Source organism: Microbacterium gubbeenense DSM 15944 (genome assembly GCF_000422745.1).
Taxonomy (GTDB): Bacteria; Actinomycetota; Actinomycetes; order Actinomycetales; family Microbacteriaceae; genus Microbacterium; species Microbacterium gubbeenense.
This window is the reverse complement of record NZ_KE383914.1, coordinates 20,013-40,864: the sequence shown is the minus strand read 5'-3', so window position 1 is coordinate 40,864 and position 20,852 is coordinate 20,013. Positions and strand designations below refer to the sequence as shown.

The 20,852-nt window shown below is 68.4% G+C and carries 20 protein-coding genes; 10 read left to right on the top strand and 10 right to left on the bottom strand.

The genetic code is table 11. The features are described from left to right. Positions 1 to 2,477: isopeptide-forming domain-containing fimbrial protein (locus G510_RS17075; protein ID WP_169562655.1), on the bottom strand; the 2,477-nt coding region annotated here is incomplete at its 3' end. 287 nt (positions 2,478 to 2,764) lie between these two features. Between G510_RS17075 and G510_RS0113585 the strand changes: the two genes are divergently transcribed. The 7 genes from G510_RS0113585 to G510_RS0113555 all read left to right on the top strand — a co-directional run bounded on the left by G510_RS0113585 (position 2,765) and on the right by G510_RS0113555 (position 8,793). Then, positions 2,765 to 3,355 carry an LOG family protein gene (locus tag G510_RS0113585; RefSeq protein ID WP_029154052.1) on the top strand — a complete coding sequence of 197 codons (591 nt, stop codon included), beginning with the start codon at positions 2,765 to 2,767 and terminating at the stop codon, positions 3,353 to 3,355. Positions 3,356 to 3,429: 74 nt separating this feature from the next. Next, the gene (purL, locus tag G510_RS17070; RefSeq protein WP_036323533.1) at positions 3,430 to 5,736 is read left to right on the top strand and encodes a phosphoribosylformylglycinamidine synthase subunit PurL; all 2,307 of its coding nucleotides are present in this window, start codon (positions 3,430 to 3,432) and stop codon (positions 5,734 to 5,736) included. Beyond that, the gene (locus tag G510_RS18440; protein ID WP_157560697.1) at positions 5,733 to 5,894 is read left to right on the top strand and encodes a hypothetical protein; all 162 of its coding nucleotides are present in this window, start codon (positions 5,733 to 5,735) and stop codon (positions 5,892 to 5,894) included. The genes purL and G510_RS18440 overlap by 4 nt, the downstream gene beginning before the upstream one ends. 71 nt (positions 5,895 to 5,965) lie before the next feature. Further along, positions 5,966 to 6,673, top strand: coding sequence for a hypothetical protein (locus G510_RS0113570; protein ID WP_029154051.1), 708 nt, complete (start codon positions 5,966 to 5,968; stop codon positions 6,671 to 6,673). Positions 6,674 to 6,783: 110 nt separating this feature from the next. Beyond that, positions 6,784 to 7,149, top strand: a complete 366-nt coding sequence (locus G510_RS0113565) for a GntR family transcriptional regulator (RefSeq protein WP_029154050.1) — start codon at positions 6,784 to 6,786, stop codon at positions 7,147 to 7,149. Between the two features lie 19 nt (positions 7,150 to 7,168). Next, on the top strand, positions 7,169 to 8,074 hold the full coding sequence (locus tag G510_RS0113560; RefSeq protein WP_029154049.1) for an ABC transporter ATP-binding protein: 906 nt from the start codon (positions 7,169 to 7,171) through the stop codon (positions 8,072 to 8,074). Further along, entirely contained in the window at positions 8,071 to 8,793 is a 723-nt protein-coding gene (locus G510_RS0113555; RefSeq protein ID WP_029154048.1) for a hypothetical protein, read from the top strand. The genes G510_RS0113560 and G510_RS0113555 overlap by 4 nt, the downstream gene beginning before the upstream one ends. Before the next feature lie 55 nt (positions 8,794 to 8,848). Here the strand turns inward: G510_RS0113555 and G510_RS0113550 are convergent, their stop codons facing one another. From G510_RS0113550 to G510_RS0113520, 7 genes are all read right to left on the bottom strand, one after another. Further along, entirely contained in the window at positions 8,849 to 9,157 is a 309-nt protein-coding gene (locus tag G510_RS0113550; RefSeq protein WP_029154047.1) for a chorismate mutase, read from the bottom strand. A 60-nt stretch (positions 9,158 to 9,217) separates the two neighbouring features. Next, positions 9,218 to 12,403 carry a S41 family peptidase gene (locus G510_RS0113545; RefSeq protein WP_029154046.1) on the bottom strand — a complete coding sequence of 1,062 codons (3,186 nt, stop codon included), beginning with the start codon at positions 12,401 to 12,403 and terminating at the stop codon, positions 9,218 to 9,220. Between the two features lie 109 nt (positions 12,404 to 12,512). Continuing rightward, the gene (locus tag G510_RS0113540) at positions 12,513 to 12,914 is read right to left on the bottom strand and encodes an arsenate reductase ArsC (protein ID WP_029154045.1); all 402 of its coding nucleotides are present in this window, start codon (positions 12,912 to 12,914) and stop codon (positions 12,513 to 12,515) included. A 15-nt stretch (positions 12,915 to 12,929) separates the two neighbouring features. Further along, a complete protein-coding gene (locus G510_RS0113535; RefSeq protein WP_029154044.1) occupies positions 12,930 to 13,925 on the bottom strand; it encodes a metalloregulator ArsR/SmtB family transcription factor in 996 nt (331 codons plus the stop codon). Continuing rightward, complete coding sequence (gene arsB / locus G510_RS0113530) at positions 13,922 to 15,022, bottom strand: ACR3 family arsenite efflux transporter (protein ID WP_029154043.1); 1,101 nt, start codon at positions 15,020 to 15,022, stop codon at positions 13,922 to 13,924. Before arsB ends, G510_RS0113535 begins: the two co-directional genes overlap by 4 nt. A 91-nt stretch (positions 15,023 to 15,113) precedes the next feature. Beyond that, positions 15,114 to 15,767 carry a response regulator gene (locus G510_RS0113525; RefSeq protein WP_029154042.1) on the bottom strand — a complete coding sequence of 218 codons (654 nt, stop codon included), beginning with the start codon at positions 15,765 to 15,767 and terminating at the stop codon, positions 15,114 to 15,116. Continuing rightward, entirely contained in the window at positions 15,760 to 16,971 is a 1,212-nt protein-coding gene (locus G510_RS0113520; RefSeq protein ID WP_051216775.1) for a sensor histidine kinase, read from the bottom strand. The genes G510_RS0113525 and G510_RS0113520 overlap by 8 nt, the downstream gene beginning before the upstream one ends. 160 nt (positions 16,972 to 17,131) lie before the next feature. Here G510_RS0113520 and G510_RS0113515 point away from each other — a divergent pair, with 160 nt between their 5' ends. The 3 genes from G510_RS0113515 (at position 17,132) to G510_RS0113505 (ending at position 19,941) form a co-directional block, all read left to right on the top strand. Then, on the top strand, positions 17,132 to 18,373 hold the full coding sequence (locus tag G510_RS0113515) for an ATP-binding protein (protein ID WP_029154040.1): 1,242 nt from the start codon (positions 17,132 to 17,134) through the stop codon (positions 18,371 to 18,373). Positions 18,374 to 18,448: 75 nt separating this feature from the next. After that, positions 18,449 to 19,168 (top strand): ABC transporter ATP-binding protein, encoded by a 720-nt coding sequence (locus G510_RS0113510; RefSeq protein WP_029154039.1) that lies wholly within the window; start codon positions 18,449 to 18,451, stop codon positions 19,166 to 19,168. Continuing rightward, entirely contained in the window at positions 19,165 to 19,941 is a 777-nt protein-coding gene (locus G510_RS0113505; protein ID WP_029154038.1) for an ABC transporter permease, read from the top strand. Before G510_RS0113510 ends, G510_RS0113505 begins: the two co-directional genes overlap by 4 nt. A gap of 51 nt (positions 19,942 to 19,992) precedes the next feature. On the opposite strand, the gene G510_RS17065 is transcribed toward G510_RS0113505, so the two are convergent. Together G510_RS17065 and G510_RS0113495 are read right to left on the bottom strand one after the other, a co-directional pair. Beyond that, positions 19,993 to 20,439, bottom strand: a complete 447-nt coding sequence (locus tag G510_RS17065) for a nitroreductase family deazaflavin-dependent oxidoreductase (protein WP_036323528.1) — start codon at positions 20,437 to 20,439, stop codon at positions 19,993 to 19,995. Between the two features lie 33 nt (positions 20,440 to 20,472). Next, positions 20,473 to 20,802 carry a nuclear transport factor 2 family protein gene (locus tag G510_RS0113495; RefSeq protein WP_029154037.1) on the bottom strand — a complete coding sequence of 110 codons (330 nt, stop codon included), beginning with the start codon at positions 20,800 to 20,802 and terminating at the stop codon, positions 20,473 to 20,475. Positions 20,803 to 20,852 lie beyond the last annotated feature (50 nt).

Below are 20,852 nucleotides of genomic sequence, written 5' to 3'. Positions count from 1 at the left end.
GCACCCGCGAGCACGGCAGACAGGTCGTCCGCGATCTCCACCGGATCCAAAGCTGTCTGACCGGTGTTCTCACCCGTCAGCGTGTACGTCAGCACCCTGCCCGGATCGACAGCCGTGCCGCTTTCCGGGTCCACCGACTTCGAGAACTCGAAGCCCGGCTCGTTCACCGGATTCTCCACGTTCGACGGCGGAGGAGTGATCGTGCCGCCACCCGGAGGCACAGCCGAACCCTCGGCGGAGTTGACGAGCGTCTCGCCGCCCGCGTCACCGTCGACGGTGACGGTGTAGGTGATCGTGACCGTGGCCCCCACGGGAAGCGATCCGCTCCACGTCAGCGCATCCTCGTCAACGCCCGGAGCCGTCGCAGGTTCGCCGTTGATCGTCGCCGTCGCGTCGCCGTTGAAGCTCGCGTGTTCGAGAACGCTCGACAGATCGTCGGTGATATCCACCGGGTCGAGCGCTGTCTGCCCGGAGTTCTCACCGACGACGGTATAAGTCAGCACGTCGCCCGGGTTCACGGCCTCCCCGGATGCGGGATCGACCGACTTCGAGAGCGAAAAACCGGGTTCGTTGACCGGGTTGGTCACGGTCTCGGGCGGAGTCGTCAGGGGATCGCCGCCGCCCGGCGGTACCGCAGTACCGGACACCGCGTTCTCCAGCGTCTCGCCCGCTGCGTCGTCGTCGACGGTCACCGAGTAGGTGATGGAGACGGTCTGGCCCGGGTCCAGGGCGCCGGACCATGTCAGCTGATCATCTTCGAGGGCCGGCGCGTCGGCGGGTTCGCCGTCGATCGTCGCGGACGCGTCGTCGTTGAATGCCGCACTCGTCAGCACGCCCGACAGGTCATCCACGACCTCGGCCGGATCGAGCACGGTCGCGCCGGTGTTCTGGCCCGTCACCGTGTAGGTCACGGTACTTCCGGCGTCGACCGCGGTGCCCGAGGCGGGATCTGCCGTCTTGTGCACCTCGAAGCCGGGCTCGTTGACCGCGTGCTCAGTCGACACCCCCGGGGGCGTGATAGGTTCGCCGCCAGGCGGCACCGCCGTGCCGCTCGCGGTGTTCCGCAGCAGCTGACCCGCCGAGTCAGCGTCGGCCTGTACCGAATAGGTCACCTCGACCGTCTGACCAGGGTCGAGCGAGCCGGTCCACTCGAGCTGTGTTCCCGATACCTCGGGGTCGCTTGCGGGTTCGCCGTCGATCGTCGCAGACGCGTCGCCGGCGTAGGTTGCGTATTCCAGCACACCGCTCAGGTCGTCCGTCACGCTCGCGGGATCGAGCACCGTCTCACCGTCGTTGGTCGCGCTGACCGTGTAGATGATCGTGTCGCCGGCGCTCACCGGCGTTCCCGACTCGGGATCCGAGGTCTTCTCGACCGTGTACCCCTTGTCGAGCGGATCGTTGGTGATCGTGCACACGACGTCGATGCCCAGATTCGACTGCGGGTACGTGAGCTGCCAGGAGGGGCCGCTTCCCGTCACCGGTACGGCAGCGCCCGTAGACGTATCGATGCAGGCGATGCTCGACACATAGTTCGACATCCGGGCGCTGCCCGCGGCAGACTCCGAGACGGTGTACCGCGTTCCCGCGGTCGCGAAGACGGGGCCCGCGGCCTGTGCCTGCACGCCGTTCGCACTGCCGGAGGTGGTCGCGGTGTTGTCCTCGCTGATCGCCCCGCCGGTGACGCTGAGGCCGAACTGGTCGTTCGGGGCGAAGCGGTCGACGATGTCCTTCTGCACGGTCAGGGTGTTCGGATACGAGCAGCTCGCGAGGTCGGTCATCGAGAACCCACCGCTGAGCGGGATGGTGCGCAGGTGCTCACCCGACGCGGGATCCACCTCGTACAGCGAGGTTCCGCTCGAGACGAACAGGTTGCCGCCGTTGCCGAACGCGATGCCATTGCCCGCGACTCCAGACGGGAGGGTCGCGACGAGGGAGGTCGACAGCTGCCGGGAAGTGCTCGGGCTGGTCGGCACAGGGTTCTGATCGACGACACGAACCTCGTTATCCGCGGCGACGAACAGCGCCCCCGTAGAACTGAAGGCGAAATCGCCATTACCGGACTTGAGGTTTGTGATCCACCCGATCTGGCCGATCGCTACGCCCTGCGACGGGTTGTAGGCCCCGAGGTAGGCGGACGTGCCCGCGCCAGCATAGTAATATACGCCGGTCGTGGGATCGACGGCACCCCGGATGATCGATCCTGGCGCGTTACCGTCACCCAAGTTCTTCGTCTGCGTAGTAGCGCTCGGGCCGTCGTATATCGAGATCTTCTTCGTGGAACCGGCCGTGCCGTTGTTGATCGTGAACCCGGTTGCGCCCTCGTCGGCGATGCCCAGCCCGTTGTTCTGCTGACCATTCGCTTGCACGCTCGTCGAGCCCGCGCCCGGCCCCTCCGACACGTTCACCGCGACGACCTGCCCGGCGCTGTTCTGGGCATAGATCGTGTCAGCGCTGCAGGTGAAAACGGCAGCCGACACCGACGTTGCCCCGACGCCGCCGACCACGAGCGAGGTGGCTACAACTGCCGCTGCACCGACAATCGCGGAAATCCGTTTGACGACAGAAGGCTTGGACGTGCACCGTGGCATGTATTTCCCCGATTACCCGTTCAGAATTGTCATGAAGGCAAAGATGCCTAGGACTTTATCATGCGGCCCTGTCCATTGAAGGGGTAAGTTTGCGCGGCTGAAGGGTAAGGCGAGGGAGTTCGCTCGCCGTACCCCGACCTGAACGTCGCACGTGACCGCGGGCCTAATCTGGAGGCATGCCTGAGATCAACCGCGTCGCCGTGTTCACCGGATCCTCCCCCGGGGCCGATCCCGCGTACCTGCGCGCTGCGACAGCCGTTGCGTCCGCTCTCGCGAGCGACGGGAAGGGGCTGGTGTACGGCGGCGGCAACGTCGGTCTGATGGGCGCCGTCGCGTCGGCGGGGCGCGACGCGGGCGGCGAGGTCATCGGCGTGATCCCCCACGCGCTCGTCGACAAGGAGATCGCGCACGACGATCTCACGCGCCTCGAGGTCGTCGCCGACATGCACGAGCGCAAGCAGCGCATGGCCGAGCTGAGCGATGCTTTCGTCATCCTGCCGGGCGGCGTCGGCACGCTCGAGGAGTTCTTCGAGGCGTGGACGTGGCAGCAGCTCGGCATCCATCGCAAGCCCATCGCGGTATACGACGTGAACGGCTTCTGGAATCCGCTCATGACGATGATCGACCGACTCGTCACAGAAGGGTTCGTGAAGGCGCAGTTCCGCGAGAGCCTCATCCGCGCGACGGACCCGTCGGAGCTCATGACGAAGCTCACGACTTGGGAGGCCCCGACGCCGAAGTGGAGCGAGCCCGCCGGGTCGGTCTGAGGCCCGCCCGCGAATGTCAGCCCTCCCAACTAGACTGGGCCCATCCCTCCCCGCCTGACTCCTGGAGCTCCCGCGTGACCATCGAACACGTCGCCGACACCGTCTCGAACGCCGCCGCCACTCCCGAGCGCGAGCAGCCGTACGGAGCACTCGGCCTGAAGGACGACGAATACGCGCAGATCCGCGAGATCCTGGGCCGCCGCCCCACCTCGGGCGAGCTCGCGATGTACTCGGTGATGTGGAGCGAGCACTGCTCTTACAAGAGCTCCAAGAACTACCTACGCCGCTTCGGCGAGAAGGTCACCGATGAGATGAAGGAACGTCTCATGGTGGGCATGGGCCAGAACGCCGGCGTCGTCGACGTGGGCGAAGGCTGGGCGGTGACGTTCAAGGTCGAGAGCCACAACCACCCGTCGTACATCGAGCCGTTCCAGGGCGCCGCAACGGGCGTCGGGGGCATCGTGCGCGACATCATTTCAATGGGCGCCCGCCCCGTTGCGGTCATGGATCAGCTGCGCTTCGGGGCGATCGACCACCCCGACACCGCACGCGTCGTGCACGGCGTGGTCTCGGGAATCTCGGCCTACGGCAACTGCCTGGGCCTGCCGAACATCGGCGGCGAGACGGTCTTCGACTCGGTCTACCAGGCCAACCCCCTCGTGAACGCGCTCGCCGTCGGCGTGATGCGGCACGAGGACATCCGCCTCGCGAACGCGACGGGTCCCGGCAACAAGGTCGTGCTCTTCGGCGCACGCACGGGCGGCGACGGCATCGGCGGCGCGTCCATCCTCGCCTCTGACTCGTTCAGCGACGGAGGCCCGACCAAGCGCCCCGCCGTGCAGGTGGGCGACCCCTTCGCCGAGAAGGTACTCATCGAATGCTGTCTCGAGCTGTACGCGGGCGAGCTCGTCGAGGCGATCCAGGATCTCGGCGCCGCCGGCATCTCGTGTGCGACGAGCGAGCTCGCCGCGAACGGCGGATCCGGCATGAACGTCGAGCTGACCAACGTGCTGCTGCGCGATCCCTCGCTGACCGCCGAGGAGATCCTCATGAGCGAGTCGCAGGAGCGCATGATGGCCATCGTGACGCCCGAGAAGCTCGACGCCTTCCTCGCCGTCGTCGACAAGTGGGACGTCGAGACGAGCGTGCTCGGCGAGGTCACGGGCGATGGCCGCCTCGTCATCACGTGGGACGGCGAGACCATCGTCGACGTGGATCCCTCGACCGTCGCGGTCGACGGCCCCGTCTACGACCGTCCGGTCGCGTACCCCACGTGGATCGACACCCTGCAGGCCGATTCGGCGGCGAAGCTGTCGCGCGTGACGAAGCCTGCTGAGGCGGCCTCGCAGTTCGAGGCGCTCGTGAAGAGCCCGAACCTCGCCGACACGAGCTGGATCACGAACCAGTACGACTACTTCGTCCTCGGCAATACGGCGCTGTCCTTCCCTGACGATGCGGGAATGATCCGCGTCGACGAGGAATCGGGCCTCGGCTTCGCGATCGCAACCGACGCCAACGGCCGCTACTGCCAGCTCGACCCGCACGCCGGTGCGCAGCTCGCCCTCGCGGAGGCGTACCGCAACGTCGCCGTCACGGGTGCGGTGCCGACCGCCGTCACCGACTGCCTCAACTTCGGATCCCCCGAGAACCCCGAGGTCATGTGGCAGTTCTCGCAGGCCGTCGATGGCCTCTCCGACGCCTGCCAGGCGCTCGGCGTTCCCGTCACGGGCGGCAATGTGTCGTTCTACAACCAGACGGGCGATACCCCGATCCACCCGACGCCCGTCGTCGGCGTGCTCGGCATCATCGACGACGTCTCGCGCCGCATCCCGAGCGGATGGCAGGACCAGGGCGAGAACATCTACCTGCTCGGCACGACGGCCGACGAGCTCGACGGATCCGCTTGGGCCGACGTCGTGCACGATCACCTCGGCGGCCTGCCGCCGAAGGTCGATCTCGAGGGCGAGAAGCGCCTCGCGGGCCTGCTGCAGGCGGCGCGCGACGAGTGGCTCATCTCGAGCGCGCACGACCTGTCCGAGGGCGGGCTCGCGCTCGCCCTCGCCGAGGGCGTCATGCGCTTCGGCGTCGGCGCCCGCGTGTGGCTGAACGAGGTCATGCAGCGCGACGGCGTCGACCTCACGGCGGCACTGTTCGCCGAGTCGACCGGTCGCGTGATCGTCACGGTCCCGCGGGAGGAGGACGTGAAGTTCCGTGGCCTCTGCGAGGGTCGGAACTACCCGGTGCTGCGCATCGGCGTGACCGACACCGAGCCGACGTTCGAGATCCAGGACGTGTTCTCGTACTCGGCGGCCGAGCTGCGCGAGATGTCGACCTCGACGCTTCCGGCGCACTTCGGCGCGACCGTCTCGGAGCCCGTATGAGCGACCGCATCCCGCCTGAGCTCGAGTACGCCGACACCGACGCCGACCCGAGGCTCGCGCGGCGCCGCCGCCGGATCCGTGCCGTCGCCTGGGTCGCCGTGATCGCGCTCATCGTGGGCGGCGGCGGATCCACGATCCTGCTGATGCTGTTCGGGTGAGATCGCGCGGATCTCGCCCGATGCCCTGACCTCGCCGGTGAGCGGGGCCGCGGCGCCGTAGGCTGGGTTGCGTGGACGCGCTCTTCGGCTTTCTCGGCAACTACTGGTGGCTGGCGCTCGTCTTCGGCGGCGCCATCGCCAGCGGGCTGAGCGCGCTCGGAAGCTGGTGGTCGAAGCAGGCCAAGCAGCGACACAAGAATCGCATCGAGGTGCTGCGCGTGAAGGCCGAGATCGCGCAGTCGAAGCGGTCGAACGATCCGCAGGCGATCGCCGAGGCCGACGCCGCGGGCCGCGCGAGCCGCATCGAGCGTCTGATGTCGACGCACGACGAGGTGTCGAAGCGCTGGCTCGAGTACGAGCTCGACGCCGGCAAGCTCATCGCGTTCCCGACGATGAGCGATGGTCGGGATCCGCATACCGCCGCGTTCCTGCGCGCCAAGAAGGTGGCCGACGGGCTGCGTCCCGAGTCGTCGGAATCGCGCATCGACGCCGAAACCTACGCCGAGTACCGCGACGCCGTGCACGACTACGAGGTCGCGTTCGACGTCGCCGAGCAGGAAGCGCGCCGCGTGCGGGCCAGCGGGTTCACCGAGTCGGAGCGCCAGCGCCTCGACCGCGCGCAGCACATGCTGAACGTGGCCGTGGATCAGTCGGCCACCGCCGCCGAGCGCCAGACCGCGTACCGGCGGGTGCGCGAGGAGCTCGACGGCCTCATCGTGATCTCGAACGCCGCCGACTCCGAGCTCAAGCGCCGCGTCGCCGGCGAACTGGAGGCCTGACCCCTACCGCGGTCCCCTCGTGCGACGGCAATGTTCGTCGCGCGCTTGACGTATACCCAGTTGCATGGTTCATTAGTTGAGTAACTAACCACATAACCCGGGAGCGTGACATGGACGAAGGCAAGCCGCTTTTCGTGCAGATCGCCGAGATGGTCGAAGACCAGATCGTCGACGGCACCCTCCGCGAAGAGGAGAAGGCGCCATCGACGAACGAGCTCGCGGCCTTCTCGCGCATCAATCCCGCAACCGCAGCCAAAGGAGTGAACATGCTGGTCGACAACGGAATCCTCTACAAGCGTCGCGGCATCGGCATGTTCGTCTCGGCGGGCGCCCGCGAGCGAGTGCTGAGCGACCGCCGCTCGGCGTTCGCCGCCAGCTACATCGCCCCCCTCATCGCCGAGGCCCGCAAGATCGGCCTCTCACCCAATGACATCACGCAGCTCGTCAATGAGCATGCGTCCCACCCGACTTCCTGACCCACCCGAGGAGCACCACATGGACCCCGTCATCCAGGTCCGAGACCTGACGAAGACGTACAAGGACACGACCGCGCTCGACGGCGTGAGCTTCGACATCGAGCGCAATTCCATCTACGGATTCCTGGGCCGCAACGGCGCCGGGAAGACCACGGCGATGTCGATCCTCACGGCGCAGAACTTCGCGACGAGCGGATCCGTCAAGGTCTTCGGCGAGGATCCGTACGAGAACGCGCGGGTGCTGAACCGCATGTGCTTCGTGCGCGAGAGCCAGAAGTACCCCGACGAGGCGAACGCGCGCGTCGCGTTCCGCTCGGCGGCGATGTTCTTCCCGAACTGGGATCAGCAGCTGTGCGAGCGGCTGATCGACGACTTCCAGCTGCCGCTGAAGACGACGATCAAGAAGCTCTCGCGCGGCCAGCTCTCCGCGGTCGGCGTGATCATCGGCATCGCCTCGCGTGCGGAGATCACCTTCTTCGACGAGCCGTACCTGGGGCTCGACGCCGTGGCCCGGCAGATCTTCTACGACCGGCTGCTCGAGGACTACACGGAGCACCCGCGCACGATCCTGCTGTCGAGCCACCTCATCGACGAGATCGCCAACCTCATCGAGCGCGTGCTCGTGATCGATGGCGGGCGGATCCTCATGGACTCCTCCGCGGAAGAGGCCCGGGAGCAGGCGACGAGCGTCGTCGGCGACAAGGAGGCCGTCGAGCAGCTCGTCCAGGGCCGCGAGATCCTGCACCGCGAGTCACTCGGTCGCGTCGCGAGCGTCACCTTCCTCGGTCAGCTCACAGGCGACGAGCGCCGCCGTGTGGAGGCCGCAGGCCTCGAGCTCGCCCCGGTGCCGCTGCAGCAGCTGATCGTCCGACTCACCCAGCACCAGGGCGAGACCGCCCGCGAGACCGAAGGAGCACTGCGATGACCGCCCTCGCCCCCGCCGCGCCGACAAGGCCCGGCAACCGCACGCTCAACGTCGTGCGGCTCCAGCTGATCAACACCCAGTCGTTCGTGTGGGTGCCGCTGCTCGTGCTGGCCGGCGCCGTCGTGGTGTCGCTCGTGATCATCTCGCTGATCCCGGGCGATGACGTCAAGGTCGTCGGCGCCGCGAACGCGCCGCTGTGGTACTTCCTGGCGCTCGGCATTCAGGCCATGACGCTCGCGTTCCCGTTCTCGCAGGCCATGAGCATCACGCGCCGAGAGTTCTTCGTCGGCACCCTCATCATGGGCGCGATCGGATCCGCGATGATGGCCACGATCTTCATCGTGCTGGCCGGGATCGAGGCGCTGACGGAAGGCTTCGGATTCAATGGACGGATCGCGTACCTGCCGTACCTGTTCGAGCCCGGTTGGGTGTCGGCGTGGTTGAGCTACTTCACCGCGACGATGCTCCTGTTCGTCGTCGGGTTCTGGATGGCGACGATCTGGAAGCGGTTCGGCACCCTCGCGGTCGTGTCGGTCGGCGTCGCGCTCGGCCTCATCGTCGTGGGCGCGATCTTCGTGATCACCAAGGCGGGCGTCTGGATGGACGTGCTCGCGTGGTTCAGCACCACGGGATCCTTCGCGCTCACGCTCTACGGCCTTGCCCTCACCGCCGTGCTCTCCGTCGGCGCGTACGCCACGCTCCGCCGAGCGACCGTGTGACCACGACGAAGCGCTGACTCCCCGACCGGGGGTCAGCGCTTCGTCGTACGCCGGTCTAGCCTTGCGTCTCGCCCTTGGCCTTGATGTGGTGGTGGATGACCTCGGCGACGACGAAGTTGAACCACTTCTCGGCGAAGGCCGGGTCGAGGTCGGCGTCGTCGGCGAGCTCGCGCAACCGGGCGGTCTGACGCTCCTCTCGCGCCGGGTCACTCGCCGGCAGGTCGTGCGCGGCCTTCAGCGCCCCGACCTGCTTCGTGCACCGGAACCGCTCGGCGAGCATGTACGTCAGCGCCGCGTCGATGTTGTCGATGCTCGCGCGCAGACGCAGCAGTTCAGCCATGGGATCCGTGGGCGCTTCGCTCATGACGACAGCGTATCCGCGCGCAGCCCGCCCCGCGAACAGCGCCGCGGGGCGGAAGGCGCATCAGCGCACCTTCGGATCCGGCAGGCCGGGGGCCACGGCCGCGGGCGCTTTCTCGAGCGCCGCGAGCGCCTCGGCGACCGCGCGATCGAGCTGCGGATCACTCTCGGAGAACAGATCGGCGGGGTCGTGGATGACCTCGATGTCCGGGTCGACGCCGTGGTTCTCGACGCCCCAGCCCTTGCCCTCGAGCCAGAACGCGTACCGCGGCTGCGTCACGCCGGTGCCGTCCACGAGGTCGAAGCGGCCGTCGATGCCGACCACTCCGCCCCAGGTGCGCGCGCCGACGACGGGCCCGAGCCCGAGCGCCTGCGCGCGAGCATTGACGATGTCCCCGTCGGATCCGGAGAACTCATTCGCCACGAACACGACGGGGCCTCGGCGAGCGCGATCCGGATCCGTGATCATCGACCCGAGCTGGCGCGCCTCGTTCCACGCGACCACGCGCGAGGCGAGCCGCTCGATCACGAGCTGGCTCGTGTGGCCTCCGCGGTTGTAGCGCACGTCGGCGATGACGCCCTCGGCGCTCGCTGCCAGGCGCAGATCGCGGTGCAGCTGCGCCCACCCGCGCGCCTGCATGTCGGGTACGTGCACGTACCCGATCCGTCCGCCCGAGACGCGGTTGACGTACTCGCGGCGCGAGCGCACCCAGTCCTGGTACCGAAGATCCGATTCGTCGGGCAGCGGCACGACCACCACGCGGCGTTCGGCGCCGTCGCGCAGGAGGGTGAGCTCGACGGGCTTATCGGCGGCACCGACGAGCGAGGCGCCGGGTCCGAACGAGGGGTCGATGGGCGATCCGTCGATCTCCGCGATGACGTCGCCGACCGCCGCTCCCACGCCGGCGGCGAGGAGCGGTGAGCGCGCGCCCGGATCGCTGGACTCGCCCGGCAGGATCCGGTCGATCCTCCAGCCGTCGGCCGCCGGCGACAGGTCGGCCCCGAGGAACCCGAGCCGCAGCGTCTCGTCGCCGAGCGGAGAGGCGGGCATCACGTAGGCGTGCGAGGTGTTCAGCTCGCCGACGTGCTCCCACATGATGTCGACCACGTCATCGTGGGTGCGCGCGAGCGGCACCACCTCGCGCCATCGGGCGGTCGCCGCCTCCCAGTCGACGCCGTCCATGTCCTCGCGCCAGAAGTGGTCGCGCATGAGTCGGGCGTTCTCGTCGAACATCTGCAGCCATTCAGCGGCCGGATCGAGCGTGAAGCGCAGCCGCGACAGGTCGACCTTGATCGGGTCGTCGCCGCCATCGGCCTTGCGCGTGACGCGCGTGATCTGCACCTCGCCGTCCTTCGACACGATGACCCGCTCACCGTCGCCCGAGATCTCGTACGAGTCGAGGCCCTCGACGACGACCCAGCTCTCGCGGTCGTCGAACGACCACCGAACGAGCGTGTTCGGCTGTTTCTCCCCCGCCACCCCGGCGCGGCGGGATCCGAGGGTGCCGACGTCGCTGCCCTCGGCGACCCAGACCACGCCGCCGGACGTCGACCGCAGGTCGCGATAGTCGGCGGACGGCACGGGGAAGGGCACCACGCGCTGCTCCGCGCCCTCCGCATCGAGCTCGGCGGACTTCAGCGCCCGCTTCACGGTCTTGGCGCCGAACCTCCACCCCTCGGCGCTCGGGCCGAACGGTGCGGGCTCTGTCGCCGACAGCGGCATCAGCCACGGCCGGGTCGCGCCCTGGAACGACAGGTCGAAGGCCTGAGCGCTGTAGGCCGGATCGAACGTGCGGTTCGACAGGAACACGAGGTGCTTGCCGTCGCGCGTGAAGTCGGGCGAATGATCGTGGAAGCGGCCGTCCGTGACGCGCACGGGATCCGCGTCGCCGGTCGTGTCGGCGATCCACAGCGCGTGCAGCTCGCCCTCTCCCGCGGTCGGCTGCGACCAGACGAGGTAGCGGCCGTCGGGTGAGAAGCGCGGGTCGAGCGCCTCGCCCTGGGTGCTGCGCCCGATGTCGCGCGCGGATCCCGCCTCAACGTCGATCAGGCGGATCGCCCCGTCGTGCGAGATCGCGGCGAGCACCTTCCCCTTGGGTGCGGCGGCGAGGTGCAGCACGCGGCCGAGCTGGCCGGTGAGGATCGGGAACGAATCCTGTTCGGATCCGGGGCTCGTGATCTGGATCCCGTCCTCGCCCTCGATATCGGTCACGTAGGCCACGCGCCCGGTGGTGCCGAGCACGACGGGCTCGCGCGTGCGCACGCCGGAGTCTGCCCCCGGCAACGCGCGAGCGGGCCCGGAGCGGTGCGTGAGCCAGAACGGCTTGCCGCGCCAGATCGCGACGCTCGCGTTGCCCCCGTGATCGGGCGCGAGCTGGGTGAGGTGCTCGGACGGATCCAGCGCGAACGGATCCGGCCCCGCGCCCGGCACGTCGATGTCGAGCGTGCGCGGTTCGGCGTCGAGGGAATCGAGGATCCGGATGCGCCCGCGGCTCGCCCACACGATGCGCGCGCCGTCGGTCGCGGCGTCGCGCACGTAGCCGTCGGCCTCCGTCTGGTGCGTGACCTGGCGCGGCTCGTCGCCGTCGAGGATCCAGATATTCGCCTGTTCGCGCGCGGCGTCGGGGAAGCGCGCGGCGCGATCCGACACGAACGCGAGGGCGTCGCCGATCCACATCGGATCGACGATCGAGGCCTCGTCGTCGCCCAGGATCCGCTGCCACGCGGATCCCTCGTCGCGCAGCCAGAGGCGCGGCGCGGATCCGCCCCGGTAGCGCTTCCACCACGCGGGCGGGCGACTTCCCGGGGTGACGAGGGCCTGGCGCCCATCCGATCGGATCGCGGCGCCCCACGCCATGCCGATCTCGAGCCGCTCGGATGTGCCGTCGAGCGCGATCGCCTTCGTGACCGTGTGGCGCGACTCGGCCTCGCCGGCGCTCGAGGCCGCGAGAACGCGCCCGTCGGCGGTCCAGCCGAGGTTGTGCAGCATCGGGCTGCCCCAGTACGTCAGGCGGCGCACCTCGCCGGTTGCGACAACGGCGAGCATCACCTCGGGATGCCCATCGCGGTGCGAGACGAAGGCGATGTGTTCCCCGTCGGGCGAGAATCGCGGCTGTCTCGCGGGAGCGTGATCGCTCGTGAGCCGCCAGGCCCGCCCTCCGCCGACCGGCGCGAGCCAGAGGTCGTCGGCGGCGACGAAGGTCACCAGGTCGTCATGGATGTGCGGGTACCGAAGATACGCGGATGCCATGGCTTCACGCTATCCGTGTTCGACGGCGATGGGGAGGGTGTGTCTCGGCCAGGCGCGCCCCGTGGTCGTCATCGGGTGACGGAGGCGGCCTCGGGGCACGCCCGAAGGATCACGCGAGGCTCGCGACGAGGCCTTCGATGCGCGCACGGATGTCGTCGCGGATGGGGCGGACCGCATCGAGGCCCTGGCCGGCGGGGTCGTCGAGCTCCCAGTCCTCGTAGCGCTTGCCGGGGAAGATCGGGCACGCGTCGCCGCAGCCCATGGTGATGACGACATCCGACTCTTTCACCGCGTCAGTGGTGAGCACCTTCGGCGCCTCGGCCGTGATGTCGATGCCGACCTCGGCCATGGCCTCAACGGCGGTGGGGTTGATCTGCTCGGCGGGCATGGATCCGGCAGAGCGGACCTCGACGCTGTCGCCGGCGATGTCGCGGAGGAACCCCGCAGCCATCTGAGAGCGGCCGGCGTTGTGGACGCAGACGAACAGGACGGAGGGCTTGGTGTCGTTCATGGCGATTCTCCTGGTTCAGCGGTTGGTGGTGAGGGTGTCGATGAGCGCATCGACACGGTGGGCGATGTCGTCGCGGATGGCGACGACACCCTCGGAGGAGGCGAGGGCAGGATCGCCGACCGCCCAGTCCTCGTAGCGGACTCCGGGAATCACCGGACACACGTCGCCGCAGCCCATCGTGATCACGACATCGGCGGCACGGACGGCGTCGTCGGTAAGCGGCTTCGGGAAGCGCTCGTCCTCCTCCGCGCGGACGATCTCACCGAGGAGCGGCTGCACGTTCGGGTGAATCTCCGGCGCAGGGGCGGATCCGGCCGAGCGTGCGACGATTCTGCCCTCGGCGCGCTGATTCAGCAGCGCCGCGGCGAGTTGCGAACGGCCGGCGTTCGCAACGCACACGAACAGCACCTGGGGAAGCGATTCGCCCCGGTTCCTCGTGATATCGGTGAGCCGCTGTCGCGCGAAGTTCTCCGTGAGTGCAACGAGGTGCGTCTTCATGCGCGCGGTCTTCGCCAGCGACGTGTACGACTCCCGCACCACCGCCGTGACGAGGTCGGCGCTGAGCGTCGGGTGGACCCGCTGCAGCACCGTCGCAAGGCCCGAAAGCGCATGTTCAACGTCCTCAAGACCTCCGTACTCGGTGCGGATCGCTGTGCCGATCGCGGCGGGTGCAAAGGAGTCCAGGAGAGTCGTGACGGCAGGGCGCACTTCTGCGGCGATCCGGTACCAGACCCACGTTCCGCGCCGCTCGGAAGCGAGAACTCCCACCTCGCGGAGGACCTTGAGGTGGTGGGAGACCGTGGGCTGGGAGACATCCGCGAGTTCGGCGAGGTCGCACACGCAGCATTCACCGCGGGCGTCCGTGGCGATCGCGGACAGCATCCGCAAGCGCAGCGGATCGGCGATGGCCTTGAGCGTACCCGCCAACGCCGTGGCTGCCGGTTCGCCGATCGCGTGGGTCGACGACGGCGCGCAGTCATCGGCGACGGCGGGGGTGATGGTCGCATTCATCGTTCGGTCCTTTCGTCGGCGCTCACGGCGTGAGCGTAGGGGTCGGTGCGGAACCACGCCCGCGCGGCCCACAGGGAGACGTACACGAGTCCAACGAGCACGGGCACCTCGATGAGCGGGCCGACCACGCCGGCGAGCGCCTGCCCAGAGGCGGCGCCGAAGGTACCGATGGCGACGGCGATGGCGAGTTCGAAGTTATTGCCCGCTGCCGTGAACGCCAGGGTCGAGGACCGTGCGTAGCCGAGACCGAGAGACTTCCCGGTGAACAGCCCGACGAACCACATCACCGCGAAGTACACCAGAAGCGGCAGCGCGATCCGTGCGACGTCCCACGGACGGGAGGTGACCTGTTCTCCCTGAAGGGCGAACAGCAGCACGATCGTGAACAGCAGACCGTAGAGCGCCCATGGCCCGATCTTCGGGAGGAACGTCTCCTCGTACCAGGCACGACCCTTGCGTCGTTCGCCGAGATAGCGGGAGGCGAAACCGGCGACGAGGGGGACGCCGAGGAAGATGAGCACGTTCAGCGCGATCTGCCCGACAGAGATCTCCAGCCCCTCCGTGTCGAGGCCGAGCCACGCAGGAAGGACGGTGAGGTAGAACCAGCCGAGCAGCGAGAACGCGACGACCTGGAAGACGGAGTTCACCGCCACGAGCACCGCAGCAGCTTCTCGGTCACCGCAGGCGAGATCGTTCCAGATGACGACCATCGCAATGCAGCGCGCGAGACCGACGATGATCAGTCCGGTGCGGTACTCGGGAAGGTCCGGCAGGAAGATCCACGCGAGCGCGAACATCAGGGCCGGTCCGACGATCCAGTTCAGCACGAGCGAGGAGACGAGCAGCTTCTTGTCGCCCGTGACGGCAGCGACCCGGTCATAACGCACCTTCGCCAACACTGGATACATCATCACCAGCAGCCCGAGCGCGATCGGTACCGAAATGCCTCCGACCTCGAGGTGCGACAGGAGCGGTGAGACGCCCGGGATGAATCGTCCGATGAGGAGTCCGGCGACCATGGCGAGCCCGATCCACAGCGGCAGCCATCGATCGAGGGTCGAGAGCCGGCGCGGGGTCACGGCGACGGTCGCCGTCATGACCGACACCACCCGATTTGTATTGACATACGTCTATATTGACGTACATCGATTCACGACGCAAGCCGTCAGTCTGCGAGACGGCCGCTCGTCACACGAGACCGGCGTCGTGCACCTTGCGCGCGATCTGCACGCGGTTCGTCGTCTCAAGCTTCGCGAACAGGTGCCCGATATGGGTCTTCACCGTCGCGATGCTCAGAAACAGCTCGGATGCGATCTCGGCGTTCGACAGACCCCGTGCCACGGCCACCGCGACCTCGCGCTCGCGACTCGTAAGGGCCTCGGCGAGCGCACGGGCATCGGCGTCGTGCCCCGACGTGCGCGTCGCCGCCGCGATGAGCCGCGTCGTCACGCTCGGCGACAGCATCGGCTCGCCGCGGGCGACGCGCAGGATCGCGTCCACGAGATCCGCGGGAGGGGTGTCCTTCAGCAGGAATCCGGCGGCGCCGTCGCGCAGCGCCGAGAGCACCATGTCGTCGGCGTCGAACGTCGTGAGCACGATGACGCGGGTGGCGGATCCGCGCGCGGCGAGCTCGCGCACGGCGGCGAGCCCGTCCATGACGGGCATGCGGATGTCCATCAGCGCGACGTCGGGCCGGCGGCGCGCGATGACGTCGACGCCATCGCGGCCGTTCTCGGCCTCGCCGATCACCTCGATGCGGTCGTTACCGCCGAGCATCATCGTGAGCCCCCCGCGTACGAGCGGGTCGTCGTCTACGAGCACCACGCGGATCCGGTCAGTCATCGCTCTCCTCCCACGGCAGCCAGGCGCGCACCGCGAACCCCGACTTCCCGTCGGGCCCGAACTCGAGCGTGCCGCCGACGAGGTCGATGCGCTCGGCCAGCCCCATGAGCCCGAGACCGGATCCCGCGACGTCTTCGCGCGGGGCGGCGAGCGCAGATCCGTTCGTCACCTCGATGACGAGCAGCCCGCCGGCGCGCCCGTCGACGCGCACGCGGATCGGCGCGCCGGGAGCGTGCTTGCGCGCGTTCGTGAGCGACTCCTGGACCGTACGGTAGGCGGTCCGTGAGACCAGGTCGGGCGGATCCCCCGCGGCGTCGTTCTCGACGTCGATCCGGGCGCCCGCCTGGGCCGCGTCCTCGATCAGCGCGGGCAGGTCGGCGAGGGTCGGCTGGGGCGGTTCGACGCCGTTGCCCGCGGCGCGCAGCACGCCGAGCACCTGGCTCAGCTCGCCGAGCGCGCGGCGGGCGTTGTCCTGCACCAGCTGGGCGGTCTCGCGCGTCTGATCGCGGGTGAGATCCTCGCGATACGTGAGGGCGCCGGCGTGCATCGCGACGAGCGAGATCCGGTGCGCGAGCACGTCGTGCATCTCGCGGGCGATGCGGGTGCGCTCGCCGGCCTCGGCCGCCGATACCTGCAGCTCGCGCTCGCGCTCGGCCTCGACGGCGCGCTCGTGGAGCGAGGCGATCAGGGCCCGGCGGGCGCCGATGTAGAGGCCGAACCCTGCCGGCACGAGGAACGCGACGGCGGTTCCGATGACGCCGACCCACGGAGAATCGAACGTGCCGATCGGTACGAGGAGCTCGAACGCAGCGAGCGCGAGGATGTAGGTCACGCCGTTCAGAACGATCGGCAGCCATCGGCGGTGCGTCGCGTTGGATGCCGCGGCCAGCTGTGCGGGCCCGGAGGCTGTGGATGTCGACAGCGCACTGAGCGCCGCCGTCACGAGGGCGATCGTCATCGGAGCCCTGCGGCGCAGCGGCAGCAGGCAGATCGCGATCACGCACACGATCGGATCGAACAGGGCCATGACGAACACGACAGTGGAGTCGGGCGCGCCCTCCGCGACTTCCGTCGCGAACAAGCCATATGACAGGAGCCACGCGAGGAACCCCGACACGACAACGAGCAGGTACCGCCACACGCGCGACCACGGGCGCAGGCGCGCTCCGGTCGCGTACTCGATGCGTGGATCCGCCGCCGTCACACCTTCGACACTACTGAGCAACCCTCCGGATCGGATCCGCCGAAAGTGTGACCCTGTGGCGCCGATGCGAGATGCTGAGCTACCGACTTGGAGTTGCGAATCTACCAAATCGTGCATGCAGACCTACCAAATTAGCCTCGGTTCAGCGTAGCGTTGTGGCATGATCCTGCGACCTCGAAGCATCACCGCCTACCTGAACGACGTGCTGTCGGCAATGCCGTGCGCAGTGATCCAGGGCGCACGGCAGGTAGGAAAGAGCACGCTCGCCGGCCAGATCGCGGCGCAAACGCCGAGCGCGACATTCACAATGGACGATACGGATACTCGAGAGGCCGCTCTCGCGGATCCGGAATGGTTCCTCGCTCAGAACTCCGACCGGCTCATCGTGATCGACGAGATTCAACGTGCTCCGGAACTGATCCTCCCCATCAAAGCCTCCATAGACCGCGACCGGCGGCCCGGAAGGTTCCTCCTCACAGGATCAAGCGACCTGCTGCGCGTTCAGGGCGCTCCCGACAGCCTTGCGGGCCGGGCGCTCACTGTCCACCTGCACGGATTCAGCCAGGGCGAACGCCGCGGCCGGGTCGACGATTTCGCGGCCCGCGCGCACGAGAAGAGCGCGGTATCGGCGTTCGAGACGAGCGAGAATCGTGCGGACATCGCCGAGATGATCGTCGCTGGCGGGTACCCGGCAACGCCGATACCGCCACGGCTGCGCCGCGCGTGGTTCGAGGGATACCTCGAACGGATCCTCCGGCTTGACGCAATCGACGTTCGCCAATCGGCGGACGAGTCTCGCCTACAAGCCGCTCTGCGACTGCTCGCCGCCAATCAGGCCGGCGAACTCGTCAAAGCACGACTCGCTCACGACGCCGGAATTCCTGCCACGAGCATCATGCGCACGCTCGATGTCCTTGAGGCGCTATATCTCACAACATCGCTCCCGCCGTGGACTCAGAACCTCACCGCGCGCGAGGCATCCAAACCCAAGGCGCTCGTCACCGACTCAGGACTCGCTGCCGCGTTGACCCGCGTGACCCCTCAGATCCTGACGGACCCGCTGCGCGGCCCCCTGCTCGGACCTCTTCTTGAAGGCTTCGTCGTCACCGAGCTCATCAAGCAGCGCACGTGGACTGCGACGCCATTCGAGATGTTCCATTGGAGGGATCGCACGGGGCACGAGGTCGACATCGTGCTCGAGTTCGATGACGGCTCCGTCCTCGCGCTCGAGGTCAAGAGCACCGCGACGCCGCGCTCCGAACACTTCAAGGGCCTCCGGACACTGTCTGAGAAACTCGGTCCGCGCTTCCTCGGAGGCATTGTCATCTGCTTGTCGAACCGAACGCTCTCTTTCGGAGACCGGCTCTGGTCGATGCCGGTGTCCGCCCTCTGGGATCTCTAGATCCGCCGAAAGTGTGACCCTGGTCGAGCCACTTGCCCGATGTGTCCGCGCGGCCGGACGCGGATCGTTGATCCCATGATCGAAGCGAAAGAACTCTCCAAGCGGTACGGCTCGCACACGGCCGTCGACCGCGTGTCCTTCACCGCGAAGCCCTATCGGGTGACCGGGTTCCTCGGCCCGAACGGCGCCGGAAAATCGACCACCATGCGCATGCTCGTGGGGCTCGCGCGCCCCGACTCGGGCGAGGCGCGCATCCTCGGCGCCCGGTTCGCCGACGTCCCGAACCCGGGCCGGTTCGTGGGCGTGCTGCTCGACGCGTCGGCGACCCACAACGGCCGCTCGGGGCGCGAGACGCTCGAGATAGCGGCGCTGACGATGGGTCTCGCGTCCGGATCCGTCGATCGCGCGATCGACCGCGTGGGCCTCTCGCGCAAGGAGGCCGCGCGCCGCACGGGCGGATACTCGCTCGGCATGCGCCAGCGCCTCGGGATCGCTCAGGCGCTGCTCGCGGATCCCGCCGTCCTCATCCTCGACGAGCCGGCGAACGGGCTGGATCCGTCGGGGATCCGCTGGATGCGCGACATCGTGCGCGACTTCGCGAACGACGGCGGAACGGTTCTGCTGTCGTCGCACCAGCTCTCCGAGGTCGACGCGGTCGCCGACGACATCGTCATCATGGGGTCCGGGCGCGTGACCGCCCAGGGCACCCGCGATGCGCTGACGCGCGACGGATCCCTCGAGGACGCGTTCTTCGCGGCTACCGCCGAGGCCTCGCGCGAGGGGACGGCAGCATGAGCGCCGTCACCGAGACACGCGCGCCCATCCTCGAGGGGATCCGCATTCCGTTTCTTCGCCATGTGCGCGTCGAGCTGCGCAAGATGGTCGACACGCGCGCAGGTCTGTGGCTGCTGATCGCGATCGCCGTCATCACGATCGGTGCCACGGTGCTGCCCCTATGGATCCTGCCGTCGTCGGCGCTCGACTGGTCAGAGTTCGTGCTGTTCGCATCCAGCGGGTGGTCGCTGTTGCTGCCGTTCATCGGCGTGCTGACGGCCACGAGCGAGTGGACGCAGCGCACGGGGCTCACGACGTTCGCGCTCGAACCCCGGCGCACACTCGTGAACTTCGCGAAGCTCGTGGCGGCGCTCGTTCTCGGCCTGGTGATGGTCGTCGCCACCTATGCAGCCGCCGCCGCCGCCAACGTCATCGGAATCACTGCGTTCGACGGATCCGGATCCTGGGCGCTCGACGGGCCCGTCGTTCTCGGGTACGTCGCGAACATGGCGATCTTCGTCGTGCTCGGAGTGGGGCTCGGGTTCGCGCTGCTCAACACCCCGCTCGCGATCGTCGCATTCGTGGTCCTGCCGACCGCCGTCACAGTGCTGTCGCTGATTCCCGCGATCGCGGACGCCGTGCCGTGGATCGACCTCGCGGGCGCCACTCTGCCGCTGACCGAGGGATCGGTGTCGGGAGTCGAATGGGGCCGCCTCGCCACCGCGGTCGCCCTCTGGTGCGCGGTGCCGTTGGGCCTCGGCCTCTGGCGCACCGCCCGCCGCGAGGTGGCGTAGTCCATCCGCCGGCGCGCACTCCCCGCGCGCCGGCGGATCGAGCTCGTGCCCTCAGTCTGCCGGGGTGAACTCGACGACGAGGATCCTCGCGTCGCCGCCCTGCGCGATGTCCATCGCGCTCTTGAGCCGCTGCCACGCCCGAGGGTGCGACGACGCGTAGCGCTCAAGCACCGCACGCGAGGCGTCGTCGTCGAGCAGCGTCACCGCGACGCGCTCGCGCTGGACGCCGCCCGTGGTGAGATAGGCGACGCCGTTCGCACGCAGATTGCGGTACCACTGCGCCTTCGTCCCGAATCCTGACGCCACGCGCAGCGCGCGTCCTTCGCGCTCGACGATCTCGACCACGACCCAGCGCGGCTCACTCGACGATCGGCCGATGTGTTCGATCATCACGAGGCGCGGGCCGAGCAGCCGGCCGAGACCCGCTCGGTACAGCGGAATGGGCAGCCGCATGAGCCAGGGCGTCGCAAGCAAGCGGGCGATGACGCGTTCGATCATGCGACCATCCTCGTACGGGAGGCGCAGCCGAGGTCACCCCTCCCGGATCGTCATCTTCGCGATCGCGTCACCGTCGACCTCGAACGTGAAGGCGCTGCGGCCGTTCGCGTGGTTGCTGCGCCAATCGCCGACGACGGTGATCGTATCGCCGGAGACCGTCACTTCTTCGGGCGTCAGCACGCCCTGAGACCCGATGAACTCGCGATCGCTCCACGCCTTGATCGCGTCGCGGCCGACGAAGTCGCGGCCCCAGTCGTCAACCGATCCGCCCTCGGTGAAGGCGCCGAGGAATCCTTCATCGTCGTGGCGGTTGACGGTCTCGATGAACGAGGCGACGGGCTCGGGAATGTGCAACGCAGTCATCGTGCTCCTCATGGTTCGGATTCGTGTCGGAACCGATGCTACGGCCTCGG

What these genes read in the sequence shown, in the direction of transcription:
- G510_RS0113555 (WP_029154048.1), top strand. Translation starts at nt 8,071, where the DNA reads ATGACCGCCCTCGCCCCCGCCGCGCCGACAAGGCCCGGCAACCGCACG.
- G510_RS0113525 (WP_029154042.1), bottom strand. Translation starts at nt 15,767, where the DNA reads ATGACTGACCGGATCCGCGTGGTGCTCGTAGACGACGACCCGCTCGTA.
- G510_RS17065 (WP_036323528.1), bottom strand. Translation starts at nt 20,439, where the DNA reads ATGATCGAACGCGTCATCGCCCGCTTGCTTGCGACGCCCTGGCTCATG.
- G510_RS0113505 (WP_029154038.1), top strand. Translation starts at nt 19,165, where the DNA reads ATGAGCGCCGTCACCGAGACACGCGCGCCCATCCTCGAGGGGATCCGC.
- G510_RS0113560 (WP_029154049.1), top strand. Translation starts at nt 7,169, where the DNA reads ATGGACCCCGTCATCCAGGTCCGAGACCTGACGAAGACGTACAAGGAC.
- G510_RS0113510 (WP_029154039.1), top strand. Translation starts at nt 18,449, where the DNA reads ATGATCGAAGCGAAAGAACTCTCCAAGCGGTACGGCTCGCACACGGCC.
- G510_RS0113565 (WP_029154050.1), top strand. Translation starts at nt 6,784, where the DNA reads ATGGACGAAGGCAAGCCGCTTTTCGTGCAGATCGCCGAGATGGTCGAA.
- arsB (WP_029154043.1), bottom strand. Translation starts at nt 15,022, where the DNA reads ATGACGGCGACCGTCGCCGTGACCCCGCGCCGGCTCTCGACCCTCGAT.
- G510_RS0113540 (WP_029154045.1), bottom strand. Translation starts at nt 12,914, where the DNA reads ATGAACGACACCAAGCCCTCCGTCCTGTTCGTCTGCGTCCACAACGCC.
- G510_RS0113495 (WP_029154037.1), bottom strand. Translation starts at nt 20,802, where the DNA reads ATGACTGCGTTGCACATTCCCGAGCCCGTCGCCTCGTTCATCGAGACC.
- G510_RS0113545 (WP_029154046.1), bottom strand. Translation starts at nt 12,403, where the DNA reads ATGGCATCCGCGTATCTTCGGTACCCGCACATCCATGACGACCTGGTG.
- G510_RS0113535 (WP_029154044.1), bottom strand. Translation starts at nt 13,925, where the DNA reads ATGAATGCGACCATCACCCCCGCCGTCGCCGATGACTGCGCGCCGTCG.
- G510_RS0113550 (WP_029154047.1), bottom strand. Translation starts at nt 9,157, where the DNA reads ATGAGCGAAGCGCCCACGGATCCCATGGCTGAACTGCTGCGTCTGCGC.
- G510_RS0113515 (WP_029154040.1), top strand. Translation starts at nt 17,132, where the DNA reads ATGATCCTGCGACCTCGAAGCATCACCGCCTACCTGAACGACGTGCTG.
- G510_RS18440 (WP_157560697.1), top strand. Translation starts at nt 5,733, where the DNA reads ATGAGCGACCGCATCCCGCCTGAGCTCGAGTACGCCGACACCGACGCC.
- G510_RS0113585 (WP_029154052.1), top strand. Translation starts at nt 2,765, where the DNA reads ATGCCTGAGATCAACCGCGTCGCCGTGTTCACCGGATCCTCCCCCGGG.